The organism is Streptomyces sp. NPDC005281 (genome assembly GCF_040607495.1).
Classification (GTDB): Bacteria; Actinomycetota; Actinomycetes; order Streptomycetales; family Streptomycetaceae; genus Streptomyces.
This window is the reverse complement of sequence record NZ_JBEXGX010000015.1, coordinates 21,792-42,791: the sequence shown is the minus strand read 5'-3', so window position 1 is coordinate 42,791 and position 21,000 is coordinate 21,792. Positions and strand designations below refer to the sequence as shown.

At 70.6% G+C, this 21,000-nt stretch carries 15 protein-coding genes; 8 read left to right on the top strand and 7 right to left on the bottom strand.

What is annotated here, in order from left to right:
* Positions 1–77 precede the first annotated feature (77 nt).
* Positions 78–575: a MarR family transcriptional regulator gene (locus ABZV42_RS21640; protein WP_356053148.1), complete on the top strand. Its 498-nt coding sequence runs from the start codon at positions 78–80 to the stop codon at positions 573–575.
* Here the strand turns inward: ABZV42_RS21640 and ABZV42_RS21635 are convergent.
* Entirely contained in the window at positions 469–2,145 is a 1,677-nt protein-coding gene (locus ABZV42_RS21635) for a hypothetical protein (protein WP_356053147.1), read from the bottom strand. The genes ABZV42_RS21640 and ABZV42_RS21635 overlap by 107 nt on opposite strands.
* Positions 2,146–2,252: 107 nt before the next feature.
* Here ABZV42_RS21635 and ABZV42_RS21630 point away from each other — a divergent pair, with 107 nt between their 5' ends.
* The 3 genes from ABZV42_RS21630 to galE all read left to right on the top strand — a co-directional run bounded on the left by ABZV42_RS21630 (position 2,253) and on the right by galE (position 6,274).
* Positions 2,253–3,521 carry a glycosyltransferase family 87 protein gene (locus tag ABZV42_RS21630; RefSeq protein ID WP_356053145.1) on the top strand — a complete coding sequence of 423 codons (1,269 nt, stop codon included), beginning with the start codon at positions 2,253–2,255 and terminating at the stop codon, positions 3,519–3,521.
* 55 nt (positions 3,522–3,576) lie between these two features.
* Positions 3,577–5,172 (top strand): glycosyltransferase family 2 protein, encoded by a 1,596-nt coding sequence (locus tag ABZV42_RS21625; RefSeq protein ID WP_356053143.1) that lies wholly within the window; start codon positions 3,577–3,579, stop codon positions 5,170–5,172.
* A 121-nt stretch (positions 5,173–5,293) separates the two neighbouring features.
* Complete coding sequence (galE, locus tag ABZV42_RS21620; protein ID WP_355980452.1) at positions 5,294–6,274, top strand: UDP-glucose 4-epimerase GalE; 981 nt, start codon at positions 5,294–5,296, stop codon at positions 6,272–6,274.
* A gap of 108 nt (positions 6,275–6,382) precedes the next feature.
* On the opposite strand, the gene ABZV42_RS21615 is transcribed toward galE, so the two are convergent.
* Complete coding sequence (locus ABZV42_RS21615; RefSeq protein WP_355980449.1) at positions 6,383–7,051, bottom strand: TetR/AcrR family transcriptional regulator; 669 nt, start codon at positions 7,049–7,051, stop codon at positions 6,383–6,385.
* Between the two features lie 161 nt (positions 7,052–7,212).
* On the opposite strand from ABZV42_RS21615, the gene ABZV42_RS21610 reads away from it, so the two are divergent.
* Together ABZV42_RS21610 and ABZV42_RS21605 are read left to right on the top strand one after the other, a co-directional pair.
* A complete protein-coding gene (locus ABZV42_RS21610; protein ID WP_355980446.1) occupies positions 7,213–8,130 on the top strand; it encodes an ABC transporter permease in 918 nt (305 codons plus the stop codon).
* Position 8,131: 1 nt separating this feature from the next.
* Positions 8,132–8,953 (top strand): ABC transporter ATP-binding protein, encoded by an 822-nt coding sequence (locus ABZV42_RS21605; protein WP_356053275.1) that lies wholly within the window; start codon positions 8,132–8,134, stop codon positions 8,951–8,953.
* A 160-nt stretch (positions 8,954–9,113) separates the two neighbouring features.
* Here the strand turns inward: ABZV42_RS21605 and ABZV42_RS21600 are convergent, their stop codons facing one another.
* The 4 genes from ABZV42_RS21600 to ABZV42_RS21585 all read right to left on the bottom strand — a co-directional run bounded on the left by ABZV42_RS21600 (position 9,114) and on the right by ABZV42_RS21585 (position 18,922).
* Positions 9,114–10,262 carry a glycosyltransferase gene (locus ABZV42_RS21600; RefSeq protein ID WP_355989730.1) on the bottom strand — a complete coding sequence of 383 codons (1,149 nt, stop codon included), beginning with the start codon at positions 10,260–10,262 and terminating at the stop codon, positions 9,114–9,116.
* Positions 10,259–13,189 (bottom strand): bifunctional glycosyltransferase family 2 protein/CDP-glycerol:glycerophosphate glycerophosphotransferase, encoded by a 2,931-nt coding sequence (locus ABZV42_RS21595; RefSeq protein ID WP_356053141.1) that lies wholly within the window; start codon positions 13,187–13,189, stop codon positions 10,259–10,261. The genes ABZV42_RS21600 and ABZV42_RS21595 overlap by 4 nt, the downstream gene beginning before the upstream one ends.
* 37 nt (positions 13,190–13,226) lie before the next feature.
* Positions 13,227–13,700, bottom strand: coding sequence for a GtrA family protein (locus ABZV42_RS21590; protein WP_355989726.1), 474 nt, complete (start codon positions 13,698–13,700; stop codon positions 13,227–13,229).
* Between the two features lie 284 nt (positions 13,701–13,984).
* Positions 13,985–18,922 (bottom strand): NAD-glutamate dehydrogenase, encoded by a 4,938-nt coding sequence (locus ABZV42_RS21585; RefSeq protein WP_355989724.1) that lies wholly within the window; start codon positions 18,920–18,922, stop codon positions 13,985–13,987.
* A gap of 119 nt (positions 18,923–19,041) precedes the next feature.
* Here ABZV42_RS21585 and ABZV42_RS21580 point away from each other — a divergent pair, with 119 nt between their 5' ends.
* Positions 19,042–19,209, top strand: a complete 168-nt coding sequence (locus tag ABZV42_RS21580) for a hypothetical protein (RefSeq protein WP_356053139.1) — start codon at positions 19,042–19,044, stop codon at positions 19,207–19,209.
* Positions 19,210–19,545: 336 nt separating this feature from the next.
* Positions 19,546–20,112 carry a DJ-1/PfpI family protein gene (locus ABZV42_RS21575; RefSeq protein ID WP_355989720.1) on the top strand — a complete coding sequence of 189 codons (567 nt, stop codon included), beginning with the start codon at positions 19,546–19,548 and terminating at the stop codon, positions 20,110–20,112.
* Between the two features lie 150 nt (positions 20,113–20,262).
* Here ABZV42_RS21575 and ABZV42_RS21570 read toward each other — a convergent pair whose 3' ends face one another.
* On the bottom strand, positions 20,263–20,928 hold the full coding sequence (locus ABZV42_RS21570) for an HAD family hydrolase (protein WP_355989718.1): 666 nt from the start codon (positions 20,926–20,928) through the stop codon (positions 20,263–20,265).
* Between the last annotated feature and the right edge of the window lie 72 nt (positions 20,929–21,000).

Below are 21,000 nucleotides of genomic sequence, written 5' to 3'. Positions count from 1 at the left end.
GCGGCCTCACGGACAGAATTAGAGCACGCAATTCAGTTGTGCACAACTTAATTGCTCGCCATGGCTATCCTGGGGACATGACCGCAACACCCGCCCCGAGCACCGCGCCCCCCGCCGCGAGGGACTTCCTCCGCCTCGACGAGCAGATCTGCTTCTCGCTGAACGCCGCCTCGCGCGCCTTCGGCGGCGTCTACCGCGTCCTGCTGAAGGACCTCGGGATCACCTACCCCCAGTACCTGGTGATGCTGGTGCTGTGGGAGCACGGCGAACTGCCCGTCAAGAAGGTCGGCGAGCATCTGCGGCTCGACTCGGGCACCCTGTCGCCGCTGCTGAAGCGGCTGGAGACGGCGGGGCTCGTACGGCGGGAGCGCAGCGCGCGGGACGAGCGGTCCGTACAGGTGGGGCTCACCGAGCAGGGGGCCGCGCTGCGGGAGCGCGCGCTGGACGTGCCGCGCCGGATCGCGGCCGCTACCGGGGCGGACCTGGAGGAGATCCGAGAGCTCCGGGCCCGGCTCGACCGGCTGACGGTGGCACTGGACGAGGCGGCCCTGTCCGAGGCGCCGGGATGTACGTAGGCCGGCGCACGTAGAGGCGCAGCGTCACACCCCGGCTCACGACCTGCTCCAGGGGCTCGAACTGCTCGTCGATCACGGCCAGCTTGAGCCGCTCGGTCGTCTCGCCCGGCCGCCAGGTCCGGCGCGTGGCGAAGGGCGCGGCGACCAGCCACACCCGGTCGAGCCGGTCCAGTCTGCGGCGCAGTTCCCGGGGATCCGCCTCCCGGCCGTACAGGGTTCCGGAGGCGGACGCGGGAACGCTGAGCGCGATGTCTCGGATCCCGCGGAAGCCCTGCGGATACGCCAGTGCCGCGCGGCGCGCGAGCGAGGGCAGGAACAGCACCGCGTCGCCGGGGCGCAGTTCGCCGCGGGCCACGGCGGAGACGGCGGCCAGGTTGTCCGGGCGGCGGTCGGGGCTGCGGTCCTCGCGCAGCAGCGGGAGCTGGACGGCGAGGACGAGGGTCACGGCGAGGACGCCTGTGGTGACGGCGTGGGGCAGCAGCCGCGGCAGTCTCCTGGCGAGGTGGTCGGCTCCGGCGGCCGCGAGCAGCGGGGCCCCGGCGAGGGCGAACAGGACGTAGCGCTCGTCGTAGAGAGGCCGCCAGTGCGACACCGTCAGCAGCACCGCCGGGGGCACGGCCACCAGGGGCAGGGCGACGGACGGGAGCGAGAGCGTGCCGCGCGGGGTCGGCTCCGGCCGGAAGGCGAGGGCGACGAGGACCAGGTAGGGCACGATCACGAGCCGGGCCGGTCCGGTGAACTGCCCGAGCAGACGCTTCACGCTCCCGATTCCGGTACGGGGCAGCCAGGCGACCTGCGCGGACTGGCCGTGGGAGACGAGGGCCAGGGGCGCCAGCACCAGGGCCACGGCCGCGGCGGCGAGGAGCCAGGCCCGCCACACCCGGGCCGGTACGCGGGCGAGCGCCAGCGTGGTGGCGTGGGCGAGGAGCAGGAGCAGGGCCATCTCGTGCAGCAGGCAGGTGGCGGCGGCCGTCACCGCGTACGCGCACCAGGGTCCGGGCCCGGCGGACCTGGCGGCCAGGACCAGCAGCAGGGTCGTCCCGGCCGCGCCGGCCGCGACGAGCGCGTAGGAGCGGCCCTCCTGGGCGAAGTGGCCGGTCATGGGCGTGACGGCGTACAGCAGGCCCGCCCACAGGCCGACCCGCGGGCGGCCGAGGCGGACGCCGAGTGCGGCCACGAGCCCGGCGGTCGCGGCCGCGCCGCAGACGGAGGGCAGGCGCAGGGCGATCTCGCCGGGGTGCTGGGCGAGGACGGCGTGCATGAGGAGGTAGTACAGCCCGTGCACGGCGTCCACGGTGTGCAGCAGGTGCCAGATCTGGGGCACCGAGCGCCGCGCGACCTGGAAGGTCACCGCCTCGTCGCGCCACATGCCGCCGCGGTCGAGCCCCCACAGGCCGATCCCGAGCATGACCAGGACGGGCACAAGGACGCACAGGGCGACGGTCACCGGTTCCGGGCACCGGACCACCGGGCGCCGGACCACCGGATACCTGGCCACCGGATACCTGACGGCCGGGGGCCGGGCCGACGGCTGCCGGGCCGACGGCTGCCGGGCCGCGGGCAGCCTCATCCATGCAAACACCATGAGGGAGATTTTTTGCTATTAAACAACCTTTGACCGGCATTGACGCGTATTGCGCGTTACGACCCATCCATGCGGCTTACGATCCGGGCTTGATGAGCACCTTCAGGAACCACCGCCCGCCTGCCCTCGCCGCCGCCTGGCTCGCCACCCGCGCCCTGATGCTGTGGCTCCTCGCCCACGACCGCCTCGCCCTCCTCGGCGGGGGCGGGGTGTCCCGCGAGGTGGGCCATCTGTACTTCCACTGGTACGGCGTCCTGTCGCGGGGCGCGTTCCCGGCGGGCGACCGCCTGTGGCAGTACCCGCCGGGCGCCGGCCCGGTGCTGCTGGCGCCCGGACTGCTGCCAGGGCTGACGTACTTCACCGCGTTCGTCGTCTTCGCACTCGCCGCCGACGCGGTGATCGCCGTCGCCCTCACGCGCGCGGGGCTGCGGCCCGGCCGCAGCGCGCGCGGCGCCTGGCTGTGGGTGCTGGGCCTGCCCCTGCTGCTGCACGTCCCGCTCGCCCGGTACGACGTACAGGTCACCGCCTTCGCCGTCGTCTCCCTGCTGGCGCTCCCGCGCCGGCCGCGCCTGTCCGGCGCCTTCGCCGCGATGGGAGCCCTGGTGAAGGTCTGGCCCGCGCTGGCACTGATCGGCACCCCGCGGGGCCGCACCACCCGCGAGGTGTGGACCTCGGCGGCGGCCACCGCGGCCGCGCTGCTCGCCGTCCTCACGGCCGTCTTCAGCGGCTCCTTCGACTTCCTGCGCCAGCAGAGCGGCCGGGGGGTCCAGATCGAGTCCCTCGGCGGCACGGTCCTGGGCTTCGCGCGCCTCGCCGGCTGGCCGGGCACGGCCCGCTACCAGTACGGCGCGATGGAGTTCGTCGGGCCGTACACCGGCGCGGTCGCGGCCTGCTCGCTCGCCCTGACGGTCGCCGCGTTCGCTCTCGTGCTGCTGTGGCGGGTCCGGGCGCGGCGCTGGACGGCGGCCACACCGTACGACGCGGCGCTCACGGCGGTCCTGTTGTTCACCGTGACGAGCCGGGTGATCAGCCCCCAGTACATGGTGTGGCTGCTGGGCCTCGCCGCCGTCTGCCTGACCTCGCGGCACACCGCGCAACGCCCGGTCGCCCTGCTGATCGTGGCGGCGGCGGCGGTCAGTTCGGTGGTGTACCCGGGGATGTACGGCGAAGTGGTGCGCAGCACCTGGACGGGCTGCCTGCTGATGCTCGTACGCAACGGCCTGCTGGCGACGGCGGCGGGAGTGTCGTTCGTACGGCTGTGGCGGTCGGGCCTGTCCACGGCCGCCCCGCACCGCGACGCGCCGACCGGGCCGGAGCGCGGCACACACCGGATTCCCGCCGGGCTCCGAACAAGACAGTGACTGCCTCTTAACGGAGAATTACCCGCAATACTTACGATTCCGGCTCGTGGATCACATGAACCCTCATCAGGCGAAGGTCAGTGTCGTCGTCATCGGGTACGACGACGCCGCCCATGTCGCGGACGCCGTGCGCTCGGCACTCGCGCAGGGCCCGGCCGTGCACGAGGTCATCGCCGTGGACGACTGCTCGACGGACGGCAGTGCCGCCCTCCTCGACGCCCTCACCGACGGCGAGCCACGCCTGAAGGTGATCCACCGGCCGGCCAACAGCGGCGGCTGCGGCAGCCCGCGCAACGACGGCATCGACGCGGCCACGGCCCCGTACCTGATGTTCCTGGACAGCGACGACGTCCTGCCGCCCGGCGCGGTGGACGCGCTGCTCCGCTCCGCCGAGGAACACCACGTCCAGGTCGCGGCCGGGCTGTGCGTGCGCCGCGAACTGCCCTCGGGCCGCGAGGTCCCCTGGGAGCGCAAGCTCTACACCCGGCCCACCCTGATATCCCGCCCCTCCCGGCGCCTGCGGCTCACCCACGACACCCTCTGCGTCAACAAGCTGTACCGCACCGACTTCCTGCGCGAGCACGGCATCCGCTTCCCCGAGGGCCGCTACCCCTACGAGGACTTCGTGTTCACCGCGCGGGTGCTGGCCGCCGCGCCGCGGATCGTCCTGATTCCCGAGACGGTGTACATCTGGCACGTGAGGCGCTCAGCCGACCGCCTGTCCATCTCGCTCGACCGCGCCGACATCGGCAACTGGCGCGCAAGGACCGAGGCGAACCAGGCGGCGTACGAGATCCTCCTGAACGCCGGGGAGAAGCAGCTCGCGCGGGCGGTGCACGCCAAGTTCCTCGACCACGAGCTGCGGATGTACACGCGCGAACTGGAACTGCGCACCGCCGAGTACCGGAGCGCCTGGTGGGACCTCACCCGGCGGTATCTGTCGACGTTCGACGCGGCCGACTTCACGGTCAATCCGGCCGCCCCCGGCCGCCTCGTCGCCCGTGTGATCCTCGCCTGCCCGGCCCCGCGCGACCTGCCCCGCCTCAAGGAGCTGGCGGCCCGCCCGGCCCGGCTGCTCCCGCCCTACACCCGCGACGGCGACGGCACCCCCGTGTGGTCCACCGACCTTCCCGAGGTGACCCTGGAGCACTTCCTGGGCCGGCCCGCCCACCTGCTGCCCGCCGCCGTCGACGCCGAACTGCGCCCCCGCGCGCGGGGCACCCGGCTGCGGCTGCGCCTGCACGAGCTGTACGGGCGCGTGTCCGAGGCCGGTCCCGTCTCGGTCGACGTGGAGTTCGTCCACCGGGAGCAGGGCCGCGTGGGCCTGAGCGGCACGACGGCCCTGGTGGCCGACCGCTACGGGGACTCCTGGTCGGCCCAGACGCCGGTGGAGCTGTCGGCGCTGGGCGCGGGCGTCTGGGATCTGCGCCTGACCGTGCGCTTTCGCGACGGCACGAGCCGGGAGGTGTCGGGGCACGCGCTCGCCGGGCCCGGCCTGCTGCGCCGACGCGCGGTCCTGGACGCTCACCACGGTGTCCTCCTCGTACAGCCCTACCGGACGCACGCGGGGGCGCTCGGTCTGCGCACGGCGTCCGGTTGGCGAGGAATGACCGAAGTGGTGTCCCGCAGACTCCGCCGCCTGCTTCACTGATACGCGGACGCGGAGACGCGAGGCACGGACACCGTCACGCGCCCCCACCCCCTTCACGAGCACAGACTCACCGTCCGTCACCACGGACGCACCGCACCACTCACGAGGAGAACGGCCGCACATGACCTGGCTGATCACCGGCGGCGCCGGCTACATCGGAGCGCACGTCGTCCGCGCGCTGCGCGAGGCGGGCGAACAGGCCGTGGTGTACGACGACCTGTCCACGGGGATCGCGGAGCGGGTGCCGTCGGACGTTCCGCTGGTGGTCGGCTCGACCCTTGACGGCGACCTGGTGGCCCGCACGCTCGCGGAGCACTCCGTCACCGGTGTGGTCCACCTGGCGGCGAAGAAGCAGGTCGGCGAGTCCGTGGAGCTGCCCCTGCACTACTACCGGGAGAACGTCGAGGGCCTGCGCGTCCTGCTGGAGGCCGTGACCGCGGCGTCCGTGACCGCGTTCGTCTTCTCGTCCTCGGCCGCGGTCTACGGCATGCCGGACGTGGACCTGGTGACGGAGGAGACCCCCTGCGCGCCGATCAGCCCGTACGGCGAGACGAAGCTGGCGGGCGAGTGGCTGGTGCGCGCCACGGGCCGCGCGACGGGTCTGTCCACGGCGTGCCTGCGCTACTTCAACGTGGCCGGGGCGGCGACCCCCGAGCTGGCCGACACGGGCGTCTTCAACCTCGTCCCGATGGTCTTCGAGAAGCTGACCGAGAACGCTCCGCCGCGGATCTTCGGCGACGACTACGCGACACCGGACGGCACGTGTGTGCGCGACTACATCCACGTGGTCGACCTGGCCGAGGCGCATGTGGCCGCGGCCCGCGCCCTCACGACCTCGCCCGGGGCCGCGCTGACCCTCAACATCGGGCGTGGCGAGGGGGTTTCGGTGCGCGAGATGATCGACCGCATCAACGCCCTCACCGGCCACGACCGGCCCCCGGTCACCACCCCGCGCCGCCCCGGAGACCCGGCCCGCGTGGTCGCCTCCGCCGACCGCATCGCCGAGGAACTGGGCTGGAAGGCCCGCCACGACGTCGAGGACATGATCACCTCGGCCTGGTCCGGCTGGCTCCACCACCACCCGAACACGAGCGGGGCCTGACACCAACCATCCCCGGACTCCGCTCCCAAAGGCCGCCTCTCGAGGGCGGCCTTTGTCGACCGGGTAGCGGTCCACCCTGAGGAACGGGGCCGACCCGGGGCCTCCAGGTCAGAGGGCCTTGAGGGCCGCCGCTGTCGCTCGGGCCAGGCTGGCCAGGTAGCCCTTGGGGACCTTGGGGCCGCGGACCACGACCGCGCGCCAGTACAACGGGCCGGACATCAGGTCAAGCGCGAGTTCGACGTCGACGCCCTCGCGGATCTCGCCCCGCGTGACGGCCGACGCGACGATCCCGCTCGACACCGACTGCTGGCCCTCCCGCAGCGCCTGCTGCATGGCGTCCGCGATCTCGGGGTTGCGGGCGGCCTCTGCCTGGAGGTCGGGGATGATCTGCCCGGCCACCGGGTGCCGCAGCGCGCGCGAGGTGACCTCGTACAGCAGGCGCAGGTCGCCCTCCAGGGAACCGGTGTCCGGTGCGGGAAGCCCCTGGACCGCGATCGCCGAGACCAGGTCGAGCACGAGATGCAGCTTGGAGCGCCAGCGCCGGTACACCGCGGTCTTGCCGACGCCCGCGCGGCGGGCGATGCCCTCGATGGACATCCTGGCGTAGCCGACGGACGCCAGCTCCTCGAAGACGGCGGCGCGGATCGCCTCGGTGACGTCCTCGCGCAGGACGGCCGCACCGGCGGGAGCCCGGCGGCGCCGGGGTTTTCCGTCGGCAGGCGCGGGCGTGGCGGCACTCGCGGCTGTATCGGCGTTCGTCGTCATACGGACCAGCATAGGGCGTTACGACGAAACGGTTGCGTTCCGACGTCGACTGGGCCTACTCTCGCGTTACGACGATACGGTCCCGTTCCGACGCAAGAAAACGGCAAGAAACGCCGCTGGAAACGTCACGGGACCGACCGTGCGCCCCCACCCCCCGAGCGAAAGCAACGGATGTGAGCCAGGTCCTCAACACACCGCCCCCGACAGCGCCGCCGGCCCCCACCGACGACGCCGCGGCCATCGCCGCCCGGTACGGCCTCACCGTCAGCGGCGCGCGCCCGAGCCTGCCCGCGTACGTCCGCGAGCTGTGGGCGCGGCGCCACTTCATCACCGCCTTCGCCACCGCCAAGCTCACCGCGCAGTACAGCGAGGCCAAGCTCGGCCAGGTGTGGCAGGTGATGACTCCGCTGCTGAACGCGGCCGTCTACTACTTCATCTTCGGTGTCCTGCTCGGCACCAGCCACGGTGTGCCGGACTTCATCCCGTTCCTGGTCACCGGCGTCTTCATCTGGACGTTCACCCAGAGCTCGATCATGGCGGGCACCCGGGCGATCTCCGGCAGCCTCGGCCTGGTCCGCGCCCTGCACTTCCCGCGCGCAGCCCTGCCGGTGTCGTACGCCATCCAGCAGCTCCAGCAGCTCCTGTTCTCGATGGCCGCCCTGATCGTCATCCTGCTGTGCTTCGGCGTCCCGGTGAGCGCCTCGTGGCTGCTCGCGGTGCCCGTCCTGGTGCTCCAGTTCACGTTCAACGCGGGCATCGCGATGATCATGGCGCGGATGGGTGCCAAGACGCCCGACATCGCCCAGCTCATGCCGTTCATCCTGCGCACCTGGATGTATGTCTCCGGTGTCATGTGGAGCATCGACAAGATGCTCAAGAACAGCAGCGTGCCGCACTGGGTGGAGGTTGCGCTCTCGAGCAACCCGGCGGCCGTCTACATCGACCTGATGCGCTACTCGCTGATCGACACCTTCCACGCGCACCAGCTCCCGCACCACGTCTGGGCGCTCGCGGTGGGCTGGGCGGTCGCCGCCGGCGTCGGCGGCTTCATCTACTTCTGGAAGGCTGAGGAGACGTACGGCCGTGGCTGACATCATCGTGCAGGACACCCAGCCGCAGAACGAGAGCGCCCCCGCGGCCGACGCCGAGCGCATCCCGACCGTCATCGCGGACCGCGTCGACATCGTGTACCGCGTCAACGGCACCGGCGCCGGGCGGGGCAGCGCCACCGCCGCGCTCAACCGCATCATGCGCCGCGAGCGGTCCGAGAAGGCCTCCGGCGTCCGCAAGGTCCACGCCGTCAAGTGCGTCTCCTTCACCGCCTACCGCGGCGAGGCCATCGGCCTGATCGGCACCAACGGTTCCGGCAAGTCCACGCTGCTCAAGGCGGTCGCGGGCCTGCTCCCGGTGGAGAACGGCAAGATCTACACCGACGGCCAGCCCTCGCTGCTCGGCGTGAACGCGGCCCTGATGAACGACCTGACCGGCGAGCGGAACGTCTACCTCGGCGGCCTCGCCATGGGCATGTCCCGCGAGCAGGTCAGGGAGCGCTACCAGGAGATCGTCGACTTCTCCGGCATCAACGAGAAGGGCGACTTCATCACCCTGCCGATGCGGACCTACTCCTCCGGCATGGCGGCCCGGCTGCGGTTCTCCATCGCCGCGGCCAAGGACCACGACGTCCTGATGATCGACGAGGCCCTCGCCACCGGTGACCGCTCCTTCCAGAAGCGGTCCGAGGCCCGCATCCGCGAGCTGCGCAAGACCGCGGGCACGGTGTTCCTGGTCAGCCACAACAACAAGTCCATCCGCGACACCTGCGACCGCGTGCTCTGGCTGGAGCGCGGCGAGCTGCGCATGGACGGCCTGACCGAGGACGTCCTCAAGGAGTACGAGAAGTTCACGGGCAAGTAGCCGCGTGAACCGCGGCTGAGGCATGTGAACAACGACTGAGGCGGAGCCGTCCACGGCTCCGCCTCAGTCGTTGTTCCGCGTAGGTGTGCGGGCCACCGGTGGCCCGCACACAGACGCAGCTCAGGCGGCCACTCGGGGGCCGCTGCCGCACCGGCGCCGCTCAGCGCTCCAGGAACGCGAACAGCTCCTCCCACCCGCGGACGACCTCGTCCGTGGTGAAGCGCTGGACGTTCGCGCGGGCCGCCTCGCCCATGGAGTCCCGCAGCGCCCTGTCGGACATCAGCGTGTCCAGCCGGCGGGCCAGCTCACCGGTGTTGCCGAGGGTGGCCAGCAGGCCGTCCTCGCCGTCCCGGACGATCTCGTGGACACCGGGCGCGCAGTCGAAGGCGGCGCACGGAAGGCCGGTGGCCATGGCTTCCATCAGCGCGAGCGGGAAGCCCTCGCCGCGTGAGGAGAGCACGAAGACCGAGCCGCCGCGCAGCGCGCCCGGCACATCGCTCGTCCGCCCCATCCAGTCGACCGAGTCGTCGAGCCCGAGGGCGGTGCACTGCTTCCTCAGGATCTCCTCGTCCTCGCCCGAGCCGAAGATCCGCAGCCGCCAGTCGGGATGGAGCGGGGCGGCCTCCGCCCAGGCGTCGAGGAGCATGTCGATGCCCTTCTGGTCCGTCAGCCGGCCCACGCTGACGACGACGTTCGCCGTGCGCGGCGAGGGCACCTCGGGCATGAACGGAAGGGGGTTCGGCATGAAGGACGCGTTGTCCATCCCCTGCCCGATCCACAGGTCGGCGTCCTCGCGGGTCAGCGCGAGCATCCGGTCGACGTCCTTGTAGTGCTTCAGCACCCGCCTGAAGCGCGAGGTCGTCCTGGAGTACTCGAAGGACTCGTGGCTCATCCCGATGACCGTCAGCCCGGTGGTGTCGGCGAGCTCCACCCATTCCATGGCCCACACCTGGGTGACGATCACGACCGCGCCGGGGCGCGCGGCCCGGAACAGCACGGTCAGCTCGGCGGCCTTCTCCCGCATGCCCGCGGCCCGTTCGGCCCGCAGTCTCCGCTCGGCGACGTCGAGCCGCCCCCTGAGACCGCGCGCCGATCCGACCCGGGGCGGATGGACGTCGTACAACGTCGTGGTGGGGTACGGGAGTTCGCCCAGTTCCTGGGGAACGGCGGGCTCGGTGACGCCCACGACGTGCACGCGGTGACCGCGGTCGGTGAAGAGCCGGGCCATCTGATGCGACCAGGTGGTCACCCCACCCAGTTCGTCGACGCTGTTCGAGACGAAGAAGATGTCCCGCTGCGTGCCGGTCATCCACGCCTCCACTGTCCGAAGAACTGGTCGACGACACTGCGGGCCGCCGTCCCCTTGTCGTACTCGCCGAAGTCGGCGAGGAACTGCTCGCGCCTGGGCGCGTACTTCACGGACTGCTCCTCCAGCGAGCCGAGCACGGTGTGCAGTTCGTCCTCGGTCCGCACCACGGGCCCCGGCGCCCGCTCCAGCAGGTCGAAGTAGGTTCCGCGGTCCTCGTGCACATACGCGTCGTAGTCGTACGCGAAGAAGAACATCGGACGGTCCAGCAGGGCGTAGTCGAACATCACGGACGAGTAGTCGGTGATCAGCGCGTCGGCGAGGCCCAGCAGCGGGGTCACGTCGTGGTGGGCGGTGACGTCGATGACCCGGCCGCGCACGGACGGCGGGAGCACCACGTGGTTCAGGTAGTGCGAGCGGACCAGCAGGACGTAGCGGTCGCCGAAGGTGTCGGCGAAACGCTCGACGTCGAAGGGCAGCTCGAACCTCTTCTGTCCGTGGCCGCGGCTGCGGAAGGTCGGGGCGTACAGGAGAATCTGCCGGTCCTCGGGGATGCCCAGCTCGGCCGCCAGGGAACCGCGTTCACGCTCCGCGCCGCCCTCCTCCCGTTGCCTCGCCCGCACGAGGGCGTCGTTGCGCGGGTATCCGACCCGCAGCAGGGTCCGCTCCTGGAGCCGGAACGCCCGTGCCAGGGTGCGTACATCGTGCTCGGAGCGGATCAGGAACCGGTCGAAGCGGTCCAGTGTCCTTTGCTGCTCGGCCTGCCCCTCACGGGACTTGAGCTTCCACTCGGCCTCGTCGAAGCCCATCCGCTTGAGCGCGGAGCCGTGCCACGTCTGGATGTACGTCGTGTCCGGCCGCTTGGACAGCTTCAGCGGGTAGCTCTGGTTGTCGACCCAGAACTCGGCCTGCGCGAGCGCCCTGAGATAGGGCAGCGACCAGCGGCGTACGAGGGTGGCGTCCTCCGGGAAGCCGGCCGGACTGTCGGTGTACGCCCAGACCGGCTCGAACTCCAGCCCCTGGCGGCGCATCTCCTCGTAGATCGCCCGGGGGCTGTCGCTGTACTGGCGGCCCAGGTGGCTCTCGAAGACGACGAGTCCCTTGCGGACGGGCAGCCGGCTGAACACCTCGTGGTAAAGGCGGATCTTGGTCTCGCCGGAGGTGAGTTCCTTGCGCAGGGAACGGGCCCTGCGGTAACCGGACTTGGCGAGCGTGCCGGCCCGGCCGTGCACACCGCGCTGCACGAGGACGTTCGCCTTCTTGTCGGGGACCAGCCGGAAGGAAAGGTGTCCGCGCGCGGAGACGACGGGCTCGATGCGGTCGGCGACCAGCCGGGTGAGCCGGGGCCGCACGGGCAACTGCCCGGCCGCCAGGTCGGGTTCGGCCGCGGTGAGCCGGGTGGTGGTGCGTACGCCGTCGACGTCGAGGTGCAGCCGTACGTCCCACACCGCGTCCACGATGCCCAGCGGCCGCACGGCCGCGAGGTCGGCCGCGCCCTCCCAGGCGACGTAACTGCCCGCGTGCCACACGTTCGCCACGGGGAAGCGGAAGGTCTGGAAGCGCACTCCGGGGCGGCGGGCGTAGAACTCCAGTTCCGCGGCGAGCCGGGCACCGGGCGGGATCACACCGAGCGGGTTGGTGACGCGCCCGGTGAGCCGGACGGTCGCGCCGGTGCTCTCGTACGAGGTCAGCGCGTTGCGCAGGAACATCCGGTCGACCGGCTTGACGTGGTGACCGAGGTCGGTGACGTCCAGGACATGCCGGCCGAAGGGGTCGTCGAGATGCTCGGCGCACCAGTACACGCGGCCGTCGCGCTCGACGAGCGGTGAGGAGATCTTGTCGCGGTTGGTGAGCGTGTCCACGGCGGGCAGCAGGTTGTCCCAGTCGCTCTCCTGGAGGAGATAGGCGCAGATGGCGTGGATGGGTTCGGTCTCGTCGAAGGCGGCGCGGTCGATCGACTCCAGGTACTGCCGGGCGATCGCCGCGAACTCCTCGCGGAAGGCGGCGTCACGGAAGGGCAGTTCACGCAGATGCAGCACGAGGTCGTGCTTGAGGAACTTGACGTCCTTGGCGAACTTCAGCTCCAGGTGGCCCTTGTCCGCGAGGAGCCGGTCGACCCGGCGGTGGATCTCCATGCGGTGCGTGAAGTTGGCGATCTCGTCACGCCGGTTGCTGATGGACTTCGTCTCGGCCTTGTCGGCGATCCGCCAGTCGTACACCCGGTTGGGGATGAGGGTGATGCGGCGGGCACTGGCGTACGCCTGGGCGGAGAAGAGCAGGTCCTCGTAGTGGATGCCGACCGGGAAGCGCAGCCCCTCGTCGAGCAGGAACCGCCTGCGGTAGCACTTGTTGGTCGACAGGGTGTCGAAGACCAGGAGGTCGGGCAGTTCGGAGATCGACTCCAGGGTCCGGGTGCGCTCGTACAGCCAGGGGTACCACTTGACCTCCTTGCCGGTGCGCGAGTCGACGTGCACGCGTACGCACAGGCCGGACACCAGGTCGGCGCCGGTGGTCTCGGCGGCCTCCAGCATGTTGCGGCAGGCGTTGCGCTCCAGGACGTCGTCGCTGTCGAGGAAGAGCACGTAGGTGCCGCGCGCCTCGGTGATGCCGCGGTTGCGGGGGGCGCCGCAGCCGCCGCTGTTCTCGGGCAGCCGGAAGGCGCGGACCCGGTCGGGGTGTGCCGCCGCCAGTCCGCGTGCCACCTCGTACGAGCCGTCGGTGCTCCGGTCGTCGACGATGACGACCTCGACATCGTGCAGCGTCTGGTCGAGCACGGAGCGCACGGCCATGGGGAGCCGGGCGGCGTCGTTGTAGACGATGACGACCACGGAGACGGCGGGCCCGTCCGGCTCGGCCCCGGTGGTCCGGGGCGAGGAGGCGGCGGGCTCTGTTCCGTGCTCGGCATACGCGCGAGGTTGATCCACATTCATCCTATTAATCGTAGACATCACACCCGGTTTTGGGGTGCTATCGGCCGCTCTTCGCGTGTTGCTGGAAAACCCAGGTCCGGTACACCACGAAGCGGAACGCCGAGGCCAGCACGATCGACAGCACCTTGGCGACGTTCGAGCCGAGGGGGCCGTTCATCCCCAGGCCGTGATAACCGATGTAGAACAGCAGGCTCTCCATGACGACGCCGAGCCCGCTGAACGCGAAGAAGAGGGCGATCTGACGGGGGGTGCGCGTGGCGCGGTCCCGGTAGGCGAAGTAGCGGAAGCCCAGGTAGTTCGTGCCCATGGCGACACAGCTGGCGACCACCGTGGCGACCATCGGGGCCCACTTCAGACCGTGCAACGCCAGGTTGAAGAAGAGGATGTTGACGGCGACCCCGCTGCCGCCGACGACGGAGAAGCGGGCCACTTCCAGGACGAGCCGGCCGATCTTCCGGTCCCTCGGCGCCTTCAGGGCTCTCTGGGGACCGATGACGGGCGGCGTCGTCACGGGGGCCCGCCTTTCGGTGAGGTGTACTGCCACGAGTCCGGAACCTCCACACATATGCCTGTCGACAGAGCCGCCGGTCGGACCGTCGGCCGAGCCAACCTTAAGCTAAATGTCCTATTTACCAGGTATAGGTAAATTACGAGCCGGAGTTTCGCGAGAGACCGGCAAGAAAGAACACTTCCGCCCCAAGAAAAACGGGGGCGCCCCGGGTCGTGATGACCCGGGGCGCCCCCGTCCGTTTGCCTCCCCGGCCTGAAGCCCGGGAACCGCCGGTGGATGACCTTCTAGGCGTGCGTGCGCAGCAGTGTCCGCATCGTCCGCATCGCCACCGACAGGTTGGCGAGGTCGAACGAGTCCGAGCCCTGGATCTCGTCCAGCGTCGTACGGGCCCGCCCGAGGATCGCCGTGTTCTTCTCCTGCCAGGCCTCGAAGCGCTGCTCGGGAGTGGACGATCCGTCGCCCACCGCCAGGACGTCGGCGGTCAGGGCCGCGTGGGCCGCGTACAGGTCCTCGCGGATCGAGGCGCGGGCCATGGACTGCCAGCGGTCGGCACGCGGCAGCTCGATGATGCGGTCCATGAGCCGGGTGATGCCGAGTCGGTCGGCGATGTCGTAGTAGACCTCGGCGACGGCCATCGGGTCCCTGCCCATGCGGTCGGCCACCGAGACGATGTCCAGCGCCGGGAAGGCGGACGAGAACCCGGCCACGCGCGTGGCGATTTCGTCCGGCACGCCGACGTCCGACAGCTCGTCGTAGATCTGCTGGTACCACTCCAGGTCCGTGCCGCGGACCAGCTTGGGCAGCTCCGACCACACCTGCTCGACGCCGTCGCTGAAGAAGCTGATCGTCTCGGCGAGCTGGAGCGGCTGCGGCCGGTTGTTGAGCAGCCAGCGCGTGCCGCGCTCGACGAGACGGCGCGAGTGCAGGCGGATGCGGGTCTGGACGTCGGCGGCGACGACATTGTCGAGCGCCTCCACCGCGTCCCACACCGCGCTGGAGTTGAAGATCTCGCGGGCCGCGGTCTGCGCCCGGACGATCTCCTCGAGCGAGGCACCCGTCTCCTCGCGCAGCCGGTGCAGGAAGCTCGTGCCGCCCGTGTTGACCGTGTCGTTGACCAGGACGGTCGTCACGATCTCCCGGCTCAGCGCGTGCCCCTCGATCTGCTCGCGGAACCGGTCGCGCAGCGCGGTCGGGAAGTACGCGAGCAGCAGGTTCTGCAGATAGGGGTCGTCCGGCAGCGAGGTGGCGAGCAGCTCGACGGAGACCGTGATCTTCGTGTACGCGAGCAGGACCGCCGTCTCCGGACCGGTCAGACCGAGACCGGCGTTGAGCCGCTCACGGATCTGCCGCTCGGTGGGCAGGAACTCAAGGGCCCGGTCGAGGTGCCCCTCACGGACCAGGTGGCGCAGGAAGCGCTGCTGGGCGTGGAGCATGCTCGGGGACTGGGCCAGCGCGTTGGAGATCGCCACGTTCTGCGCGTAGTTGTTGCGCAGCACCAGGGCGCCGACCTCGTCGGTCATCTCGGCGAGCAGCTTGTTGCGCTGCTTGACGGTCAGATCGCCGTTGGCCACCACCGCGTTGAGCAGGATCTTGATGTTCACCTCGTGGTCGGAGGTGTCCACGCCCGCGCTGTTGTCGATGGCGTCGGTGTTGATCCTGCCGCCGTGCGTGGCGAACTCGATCCGGCCGAGCTGGGTCAGACCCAGGTTGCCGCCCTCGCCGACGACCTTGACGCGCAGATCGGCGCCGTCGACGCGGATCGCGTCGTTGGCCTTGTCGCCGACCTCGGCGTGCGACTCGGCGGACGACTTCACGTACGTGCCGATGCCGCCGTTCCACAGCAGGTCGACGGGCGCCTGGAGGATCGCCCGCATCAGGTCGGCCGGCGTCACCTTCGCGACGTTCGACTCGATACCGAGGGCCTCGCGGATGCGCGCGTTGACCGGGATGGCCTTGGCGGTGCGCGGGAAGATTCCGCCGCCGGCCGAGATCAGCTCGGCGTTGTAGTCGGCCCACGAGGAGCGCGGCAGCTCGAAGAGGCGGCGGCGCTCGGCGTAGGAGGTCTCCGCGTCCGGGTTCGGGTCGATGAAGATGTGCCGGTGGTCGAACGCGGCGACCAGGCGGATGTGCTCGGAGAGCAGCATGCCGTTGCCGAACACGTCACCGGACATGTCGCCGACACCGACCACGGTGAAGTCCTGCGTCTGGGTGTTGACGCCCAGCTCCCGGAAGTGCCGCTTCACGGACTCCCAGGCACCGCGCGCGGTGATGCCCATCTTCTTGTGGTCGTACCCGGCGGAGCCGCCGGAGGCGAACGCGTCGCCGAGCCAGAAGTCGTAGCTCTGCGCGACCTCGTTGGCGATGTCCGAGAACGTCGCCGTGCCCTTGTCGGCGGCGACCACGAGGTACGTGTCGTCCTCGTCGTGCCGGACGACGTCGGCGGGCGGCACGATCTCACCGGCGACCATGTTGTCGGTGATGTCGAGCAGCGCGGAGATGAAGGTCCGGTAGCTGCGGATGCCCTCGGCCAGCCAGGCGTCACGGTCCGCGGACGGGTCGGGAAGCTGCTTGGCGACGAAGCCGCCCTTGGCGCCGACGGGCACGATGACGGTGTTCTTGACCATCTGCGCCTTGACCAGGCCGAGGATCTCCGTGCGGAAGTCCTCGCGCCGGTCGGACCAGCGCAGACCACCGCGCGCGACCTTGCCGAAGCGCAGGTGCACGCCCTCGACCCGCGGCGAGTACACCCAGATCTCGAACGCCGGGCGCGGCGCCGGGAGGTCGGGGATGGCCGTCGGGTCGAACTTCATGGAGACGTACTCGTGCGGCTCGCCGCCGACCGCCTGCTGGAAGAAGTTCGTGCGCAGGGTCGCCTTGATCAGGTGGAGGAAGGACCGCAGGATCCGGTCCTCGTCCAGCGAGGCGACCTGGTCGAGGGCCGCGTCCAGCTCCTCCAGCAGCGCGTCGGTCAGCTCGACACCGGCGCGCTGGCGCTCCGGCGACATCCGCGCCTCGAACAGCGAGACGAGCAGCCGAGTGGTGTGGACGTTGTTGCGGAGGGTGTCCTCCATGTAGTCCTGGCTGAACGTGGAACCGGCCTGGCGCAGGTACTTCGCGTAGGCGCGCAGCACCATCGACTGGCGCCAGGTGAGTCCGGCGCTCAGCACGAGGGCGTTGAAGCCGTCGTTCTCGGCCTGTCCGGTCCAGGTGGCGGCGAACACCTCCTGGAACCGCTCGCGGCCGTCGTCGCCGAGGTAGTCGCCGTTGCCGTTGAGGGACTTGGGCAGGCGCAGCCCGAAGTCGTAGATCCACGCCGTCGTACGGTCCGAGCAGCGCAGTTCGTACGGCCTCTCGTCGGTGACCTCGACGCCCATGCGGTTCAGGGCGGGCAGGACCGCGGAGAGCGAGACCTGCTCACCGGTGCGGTAGATCTTGAAACGGCGCTCGCCGGGGGCCGCGCCCACCGGCTCGTACAGGCTGAGCGCGAAGTCCTTGCGCGGTTCCTTGCCGAGCGCCTGGAGGTGGACCAGGTCGGCGACGGCGGAGCGCGGGGAGTGGTCGGCCTTGTAGCCCTCGGGGAAGGCGTTGCCGTAGCGGCGCAGCAGTTCGGCGGCACGCTCCTCACCGCACTCGGCGGTCAGCGCCTCCGCGAAGCCGTCGGCCCAGGAGCGGGCGGCCTCGACGAGCCGCGCCTCGATGCGCTCCTTGTCGGAGTCGGACAGCTGGGGCAGCTCGGTTCCCGGCTCGACCCGCACGACGAAGTGCAGCCGGGACAGGATCGACTCGGTGTTCCAGGCCGTGAAGTCGACGCTGGTGCCGTTGAGCTCTTCCTTGAGGATGTCGATGATCCGCAGGCGCACGCCGGTGGTGTAGCGGTCGCGGGGGAGGTAGACGAGGGCCGAGTAGTAGCGCCCGTACTCGTCCTGGCGCAGGTAGAGCCGCAGCCGGCGCCGCTCCTGGAGGTACAGGACGGAGGTGACGATCGCCCGGAGCTCGTCGGCGGGGGTCTGGAACAGTTCGTCGCGCGGGTACGTCTCCAGGATCTGGAGGAGGTCGCGTCCGTCGTGGCTGTTGGGCGAGAACCCGGCTCCGCGCAGGACCTCGTCGACCTTGCGGCGGACGACGGGCACCCGGCGCACGGACTCGGTGTACGCGGCGGAGGAGAACAGGCCGAGGAAGCGGCGCTCCCCGACGACGTCGCCGTTCTCGTCGAACTTCTTGACCCCGACGTAATCGAGGTACGACGGCCGGTGCACGGTGGCCCGGCTGTTCGCCTTGGTCAGGACCAGCAGCTTGTGCTCGCGGGCCTTGGCGCGGGCATCGGCGGGCAGCCGCTCGAAGGACGGGCTGACCGGGTGGCTGTCCTCGCCGTGCTGCGGGTCGGAGCGCAGGATGCCGAGCCCGGTGCCGGGGACGGCGGCCAGCGAGTCGTCCTCGCGCAGCTGGTACTCGCGGTAGCCGAGGAAGGTGAAGTGGTCGCCGGAGAGCCAGCGCAGCAGCTCCCGGGCCTCCTCGACCTCCTGGTCGCGCAGATCGTCGGCGGTGGGCTCCTTGGGGAGCTCCTCGGCGATCCGCAGCGCCGCGTCGCGCATCTTCTCCCAGTCCTCGACGGCCTCACGGACGTCGGACAGGACGCGCAGCAGGTCGGCGGTGATCTGCTTCAGGTCGGCGCGGTCGGTCTCACGGTCGATCTCGACGTGGATCCACGACTCGACGTGCGCGTCGTGCGGCAGCTCCTCGGCGGAGGGCCGCACGGGCAGCACCTCGATGAGCTTGCCGGTGAGGTCACGCCGTACGACGAACTGCGGATGGATGACGACGTGGATGCCGCGCCCCTGGCGGGACAGTTCGTTGGTCACCGAGTCGACGAGGAAGGGCATGTCGTCCATGACCACCTCGACGACGGAGTGGCTGGAGGTCCAGCCGTTCTCCTCGACGGTGGGTGTGTGCACGCGCACGTTGGCCGTGCCCTGAGGGCGTGCCTCGGCCAGTCTGTAGTGGGAGAAGGCCGTTCCGAAGACATCGACCGGGTCGCGGTCGGTGAGGTCCTCCGGGGCCGTGTGCAGGTAGTAGCGCTGGAGGAACGCGAGCACGGTGTCCCGGTCGGGGGTGCCCTCGCCCGTCGTCCCAGTCGGTAGGTGCCCCCCGACCGGGCTGTTCTCAGCTACCCGGGCAGCCCGTTCGAGCAGCTCGGCCTTGGCTTCGTCCAGCTTGGTCTGCATTGTCCTCTGGCTCCTGTCGCGCGCCGTTGCGTGACGTTGAAGGAAATACGGTCTCGTGACTTCCGACGCGACGCGACGCGGGGTGTCCGGTCTGGTTCGACGCTATGCCGGAAGGTGAGATGGGCGGAGGCGTATCGGCCGATCCGCACGCCCCCGGGGACTGTGACGCCGCTCTCGGCGAGGCCCGATCCGCAGGTGGTGTCGACGTACGGACCGCGCCGCCGTCGGCGCTCGCGGCGTTTCCGCTCGCGCAGACGGCCGTCTCCATGATCCCGTTCCGCCCGTGAAGATCAGCGATTGACGCCCGGTCACGGATGTGGTCCGTGCGCTCCGGGCGCGGGGCAGGGGCGACGATGCCCCCGCGAGATATCGCGCTGATCACGCCACCAGGCTATCGCCCCGGACCGGGGGGTCGTCATGAGCCGTATGTGTACAAAACCGGGGGTGGAACTTTGACACTATGCACAGGGGCGAACAGGGCGACAGCATGCAGTACGGGCCGACTGCGAGCTACCGTCGTCGTACGGGCGGTGTTCCGACCCTTGGCAAGCGCCTCCCCCGGAGGCAGATTGACCGGGACGGCGAACCGAGCGCGCAAGGACGGCCGACGGGAGCGCAGCACCATGGCAGCGAAGATCCTCATTGTCACCGGCGACGCGGCGGAGTCACTGGAAGTCCTCTACCCCTACCAGCGTCTGATCGAGGAGGGCTACGAGGTCCACATCGCGGCCCCCACCCGCAAGAAGCTGCGGTTCGTGATCCACGACTTCGAGCCCGGCTTCGACACGTACACGGAGAAGCCCGGCTACACCTGGCCCGCGGACCTCGCGTTCGCGGAGGTCGACCCCGGCGCGTACGTCGCCCTGGTCATCCCCGGCGGGCGGGCCCCGGAGTACCTCCGCAACGACCTGGAACTCCGCAAGATCCTGAAGTCGTTCTTCGACGCGGACAAGCCGGTGGCCCAGATCTGTCACGGCCCCCTGCTGACCGCGTCCGTGGACAGCCTGAGCGGGCGCCGCGTCACGGCCTACCCCGCGCTGGAGCTCGACATGCAGGCGGCGGGCGCGACCTTCCAGGACGCGGAGGCCGTCGTCGACGGCACCCTGGTCTCCGCCCGCGCGTGGCCGGACCACTCCGCATGGATGCGCGAGTTCCTCAAGGTGCTGCGCTCGAAGGCCCCGGTGAACTGACGGGCGCGAGTCCCCGGGCAAGGTCACGGGGGTCACGGGGGGCATGGAGCCCTCCGGGAGCCCCCGGGGGCCACGAGTCGGACGCGCCCGGCCCGCACCCCGGGCCACAGGCCGGACGTGGAGCCTGCCAGGGCACGTCCGCTGGAGTCTTCAGGCCGCCAGCCTGCCGGCCTCCTCGACCGCCTCCTCCAGGCTGTCCACCACGGGAACACCGGCCTCCTCCAGGCTGGCGCGGCTGTGGGAACCGCCCGTGTAGAGGACGGCTCCGGCGCCGACGTGCCGTGCGGCCCTGGCGTCGTCCACCGCGTCGCCGATCACCACCACACGGGCCGGTTCGACACCCGCCAGGGCACCGAGGTGGCGCACCATGTGTTCGGCCTTGCTGCCGCCGGAAGGCCCGGTCCGCCCGTCGACCCGCAGGAAGTGCGGCTCGATCCCGAAGCCCCGCACCAGCGGGACCAGCTCCTCGTGCCCGTACATGCTCAGCAGGGACTGGCTGCGGCCCGCCGCCTCCCACCCGGCGAGCAGCGCGGGCACCCCGGCGGTGAGCACGCACGTCCTGCGGTGCTCGGCGTAGTACCGGTGGAAGGTGTCGTCCATGATCTGCCACTCGATGTCCGTGGGCAGCCGCCCCATCAGCCGCTCGTAGAACTTCGGCACGGGCACGCAGTACATCGCCCGGTACCGCTCCAAGGTGATCGGCTCAAGACCCAGCTCGGCGAATGCCGCGTTCGTCGCCCCGATGATCGCGTCATTGTCGTGGAACAGCGTGCCGTTCCAGTCCCACACGATGTGCGCGTTTGCTTGCATCCCCATACCGAGAACGTACCCGCCGCCACCGACAACAGCTCAACGAGGAGCTCGCCGAGGACGGAACCCGGGCAGAAC